This window comes from Plantactinospora alkalitolerans (genome assembly GCF_015690345.1).
Taxonomy (GTDB): Bacteria; Actinomycetota; Actinomycetes; order Mycobacteriales; family Micromonosporaceae; genus Plantactinospora; species Plantactinospora alkalitolerans.
Map to the genome: position 1 here is coordinate 1 of NZ_JADPUN010000398.1, position 4,808 is coordinate 4,808.

Below are 4,808 nucleotides of genomic sequence, written 5' to 3' on the forward strand. Positions count from 1 at the left end.
ACAGTCGGCTGCCCTGGCACACCCGGCGGCAGCCCCTGCTCGATCTCGGGGCGGCGCTCGGCGGACTGCTCGCCGCGACCGGCAAGCTCGGCCTCGACGTCGGACTGCTCGCCCAGTCCGAGGTGGCCGAGGTGGCCGAGGGCGGCGGTCCGGGCCGGGGCGGGTCGTCGGCGATGCCGAACAAACGCAATCCGGTGGACGCGATCCTGCTCGGTGCGGCGGCCCGGCGCGGTCCCGGCCTGCTGGCCACGTTGTACGCCGCCGCCGTACAGGAACACGAGCGGGCCACCGGTGGCTGGCACGCCGAGTGGGAACCGCTGCTCGACCTCCTGCGGCTGGCTGGCGGGGTGACCTCGCGGGCCGCCCGGCTGCTGGCCAACCTCGAGGTACGTCCACAGCGGATGCGGGCGAACCTCGACGCGCTCGGCGGCCGGGTGCTGGCCGAGGCGGTGGCGACCCGGCTCGCCCCGGTACTGGGGCGAGCGGAGGCGCACGACGTGGTGGCCCGGGCGGTCTCCGCACCGGACTTCCGGGCCGGGTTGCTCGCCGACCCGGCGGTCCGGGCACACCTGGACGTGCACGACCTCGACCGGGCGCTCGATCCGGCGAACTGGCTCGGTTCGGCGGGCGTCTTCGTCGACCGGGCACTCCGCGCCTACCACGAGTCCGACGCGTACCCGGGGAGCGCGGCGGTTCGGGCGGTCGCGACGGACCCGCCGACGCCCAGCATCCCGGAGGACGGGTCATGACATCTCGCCTGCACGCCAACGTCGACGGACCGACCGACGCCCCGGTACTCGTACTCGGCAGTTCGCTCGGCACCTCCGGGGCGATGTGGCAGCCGCAGCTGGCCGCGCTCACCGAGCACTTCCGGGTGGTCCGGTACGACCACCTCGGGCACGGCGACTCCGACGTGCCCGACGGTCCGTACAGCATCGCCGAACTCGGCACCGCGGTGCTGCGCCTGCTGGACGACCTCCGGATCCGGCGGGCCTCGTACGCCGGGCTGTCCCTCGGCGGGATGGTCGGAATGTGGCTCGCCGCGAACGCGCCCGACCGGATCGACCGGCTCGCCCTGCTCTGCACCTCGGCCGGGCTCGGCCCGGCACAGGGCTGGCGGGACCGTGCCGCGGCTACCCGGGCCGGCGGGGTCGAGGCGGTCGCCGACGCGGTACTGGCGCGCTGGTTCACGAAGGGGTTCGCCACCGCCCGGCCCGCGGAGGTCGCGGAGTACCGGTCGATGCTCACCGCCACCCCCGCCGAGGGGTACGCCGCCTGCTGTGAGGCGATCGCCGAGATGGACCTGCGGGCCGACCTGGCCCGGATCACCGCTCCCACCCTCGTTCTCGCCGGCGCCAACGATCCGGCGATCCCGGTCGAACACGCGCGGGTGCTGGTCGACGGCATTGCGGGGGCCGGACTGCGGGTGGTCGGCGACGCCGCCCATCTGGCCAGTGTCGAGCAACCGGAACGGATCACCCGGCTGCTGCTCGACCACTTCCTCGACCGCTTCTCCGGCGGCGACGGTCCCGGCACGGAACATCGGCCGAACGGCGGCCTGCGGAAGGAGCGGGTGGATGGATGACCGGGAACGGCACGAGGCGGGCATGGTCGTGCGGCGTGAGGTCCTCGGCGACGCGCACGTCGACCGCGCGGTCGCGAACACAGACGAGTTCACGGCGGACTTCCAGGACCTGATCACCCGGTACGCCTGGGGTGACATCTGGACCCGGCCCGGGTTGGACCGGCGTACCCGCAGTTGCGTCACCCTCGCCGTGCTGGCCGCCCTGCACCACGACGATGAGCTGGCGATGCACGTACGGGCCGCGCTGCGCAACGGTCTCACCCGGGAGGAGGTCCGGGAGGTGTTGCTCCAGGTGAGCGTCTACGCTGGCGTTCCAGCGGCGAACCGGGCGTTCAAGGTCGCCCAGGAGACCCTGCGGCAGGAGGACGGGTGACCGAGGAGACGGCGCGGACCGGCGAGTTCGTCCAGTCGTTGGAACGAGGACTCGCGGTCATCCGGGCGTTCGACGCGGATCATTCCCAGCTGACCCTGAGCGAGGTCGCCCGTGCGACCGGCCTCACCCGGGCGGCGGCCCGGCGCTTCCTGCTCACCCTGGTCGAGTTGGGTTACATGCGTACCGACGGTCGGCTGTTCTCGTTGCGGGCCCGCATCCTGGAACTCGGTTACGCCTACCTGTCCAGCCTGAGCCTGCCCGAGGTAGCCCAGCCACACATGGAGAGCCTCGTCGCGCAGGTGCACGAGTCCTGTTCGATGTCGGTCCTCGACGGCGACGAGGTGGTCTACGTCGCCCGGGTACCCACCAAACGGATCATGACGGTGGCGATAAGCGTCGGCACCCGGTTCCCGGCGTACGCCACCTCGATGGGCCGGGTGCTGTTGGCCGCCCAACCGAGCCAGTGGCTGGACGACTACTTCGGCAAGGCGGAACTGCGGGCGTTGACCCGGCGTACGGTCACCGATCCGACGAAGTTGCGGACCATCCTGAACCGGATCTGCAGCCAGGGCTACGCGATCGTCGACCAGGAACTGGAGGAGGGACTGCGTTCGCTCGCGGCGCCGATCCGGGATGCGGACGGTGCGGTGATCGCCGCCCTCAACGTGTCGGCGCATGCCAGCCGGGGCAGTTCGGACGTGATCCGCCGGGAACTGCTGCCGCCCCTGCTCGGCACCGCGAAGCGGATCGAGGAGGATCTGCGCGGCGGACAGGTCCGGTAGCCGGAAGTTACCGGCCGTCGCGCAGGTCGGCGAGCCGGCTGGCGGAGAAGGCGATCCGGTCGAATGTCACCGAGCATCCCGAGCCGATCGGCGCCTGTGCCTCCAGCCCGATCCGTACCGGTTCCTCGGCCGGGTCGAGGCGGAAGTGCCGGACGAATTCCCACCATTTTCCGTCGGTGCTGGCGTGGAACGCCCAGGCCGGGCCGAGCCGGGCGATCCGCAGCCAGAGTGCCGCGCCGTCGGCCACGACGAAGCCGTTGGCGTCGTCGGAGAACTCGCGGGTGATGACGGAGACCGCCATTCCGGCACCCTGGGGCGAGCGTTCGTAGGCGAGTTTCGCCCAGTGCCGGGGACCGGCGTACAACAGTAGACATCCGGCGTCGAAGCTGTCGGCGAAGTCGACACTGACCCGGGCGGAGAACTGGAAGTCTCCCTCGGGCGCCGGACCGAGCAGCCGGGGTGCGGTCACCACCGGCTCGCCGCCCTCCGGGTCGACGAACATGTCGGTGCGGGCGGGCGCGACCACGGCGAGCGCCCCGTCGTCGCCGCGCCGGCACTCGGTCGGCGCGACCTCCCAGTCCAACTCCATTGGCAATCCGATGTCGGTCCGCATCAGAGCAGGATGTCAGAACGACGCCGGTCGTGCCGTCCCGTGCGCCGCCCGGCCGTCCCGCGAGGGCCACGGGGAGAACTGTCCACCCGTACCGTCCGATCGAGCCTCTCCGCTGCCGCCGTGTCCGGTCCGCATCTGGCAACCGGCTGGCCCACCACGGGTTTACCCCCTGCCTGAGCGGCGATTCCGGGGGTAATGGCGGTTCTCGCCGGAACGCGCTCCCGGCGGATCGGGTGCGCCGTCGAATGCGACCAGGAGCGGGAGGAAATGGGGTGGGGGGAGCATGATACTGAGGCGTCGAGCGGTGTTGTTGGTGATGCTGTTGCTGACCGCTGTGCCGTTGGTCCTGGCGGGCTGCACGGGAAATCCCATCGAACGGGCCTCGCGGCCGGCACCGGCACCACCCAGGCTGGCGATTACCCCGGCGCCGGACAGTAAGGATCTGCCGACCAGTGTCGAGATCGGTACGACGGTGACGGGTGGCAAGGTGACCGAGGTCGTCGTGACCGATCCCAACGGTGTTCGGGTCGATGGTGCCCTGCGACCGGATGGCTCTGCTTGGATGCCCGGCAAGGCTCTGGCGAACAAGCAGGTGTATACCGCCCAGGTAACCGCGAAGAATGACGCCGGGAAGACGGTCACCCAAAAGACCAGCTTCACCACGATGGACAAGCCGGCCAAACGGACCGTGACCAACCTTAATCTGCAGAGTAACCAGACCTACGGCGTGGCGATGCCGATAACGGTCGCATTCGACTCCGACGTCCCGAAGGATGCCAGGGCGGGGATCCAGCGGCGGTTGCTGGTCAACACCGATCCGCCGCAGCCGGGGGTGTGGGCCTGGGAGGAGAGCGGACGGCAGGTCTCCTACCGGGCGCCCGACTTCTGGCGGCCGGGCACGACGATCAGTGTTCGCGCCGCGCTCGACGGGGTGCCGATGGGTGGTGGCAGCTTCGGTGACACCGACCGGACGGGCACCGCGAAGATCGGCAACCACCGGCTCTTCCTGGAGATCGACAACGCGACCAAGCAGATGTCGGTGTTCAAGGACGACAACCTGGTGCGGAAGATCCCGGTCAGCCTCGGTAAGAGCAGCACCCCGACGTCGAGCGGCAAGATGGTGATCATGGAGAAGCACACCACCACGGTCTTCGACACCACGGGTTCCCCGGACCCCTACGTGGTCACGGTGCAGAACGCACAGCGGTTGACCTGGGGTGGCGAGTTCATCCACGCGGCCCCGTGGTCCGTCTACGCCCAGGGGGAGGCCAACACCTCGCACGGCTGCACCAACGTGTCGGACGACGCCGCGGCCTGGCTGATGGATACCACCCAGATCGGTGACCTGGTCACGATCAAGGGCACCGAGGTGACCCTCGACCAGGGCAACGGCTGGACGGCCTGGAACGTCGGCTGGGACCAGTTCGTCAAGGGCAGCGCGCTGCCGGTGCCCGC

The 4,808-nt window shown here is 70.4% G+C and carries 6 protein-coding genes; 5 read left to right on the forward strand and 1 reads right to left on the reverse strand.

What is annotated here, in order from left to right; genetic code table 11:
- The 4 genes from I0C86_RS39070 to I0C86_RS39085 form a co-directional block, all read left to right on the forward strand.
- The coding region (locus I0C86_RS39070; protein ID WP_255527947.1) for a lyase family protein at nucleotides 1–749 on the forward strand (749 nt) is incomplete at its 5' end.
- Nucleotides 746–1,585, forward strand: a complete 840-nt coding sequence (gene pcaD, locus I0C86_RS39075) for a 3-oxoadipate enol-lactonase (protein ID WP_196206351.1) — start codon at nucleotides 746–748, stop codon at nucleotides 1,583–1,585. The genes I0C86_RS39070 and pcaD, both read left to right, overlap by 4 nt.
- Nucleotides 1,578–1,958, forward strand: a complete 381-nt coding sequence (gene pcaC / locus I0C86_RS39080) for a 4-carboxymuconolactone decarboxylase (RefSeq protein WP_196206352.1) — start codon at nucleotides 1,578–1,580, stop codon at nucleotides 1,956–1,958. Before pcaD ends, pcaC begins: the two co-directional genes overlap by 8 nt.
- Nucleotides 1,955–2,740, forward strand: coding sequence for an IclR family transcriptional regulator (locus tag I0C86_RS39085; RefSeq protein WP_196206353.1), 786 nt, complete (start codon nucleotides 1,955–1,957; stop codon nucleotides 2,738–2,740). Before pcaC ends, I0C86_RS39085 begins: the two co-directional genes overlap by 4 nt.
- Before the next feature lie 7 nt (nucleotides 2,741–2,747).
- Here I0C86_RS39085 and I0C86_RS39090 read toward each other — a convergent pair whose 3' ends face one another.
- Nucleotides 2,748–3,353 carry a DUF1349 domain-containing protein gene (locus I0C86_RS39090; protein ID WP_230395543.1) on the reverse strand — a complete coding sequence of 202 codons (606 nt, stop codon included), beginning with the start codon at nucleotides 3,351–3,353 and terminating at the stop codon, nucleotides 2,748–2,750.
- 304 nt (nucleotides 3,354–3,657) lie between these two features.
- Here I0C86_RS39090 and I0C86_RS39095 point away from each other — a divergent pair.
- The coding region (locus tag I0C86_RS39095) for a L,D-transpeptidase (RefSeq protein WP_407676398.1) at nucleotides 3,658–4,808 on the forward strand (1,151 nt) is incomplete at its 3' end.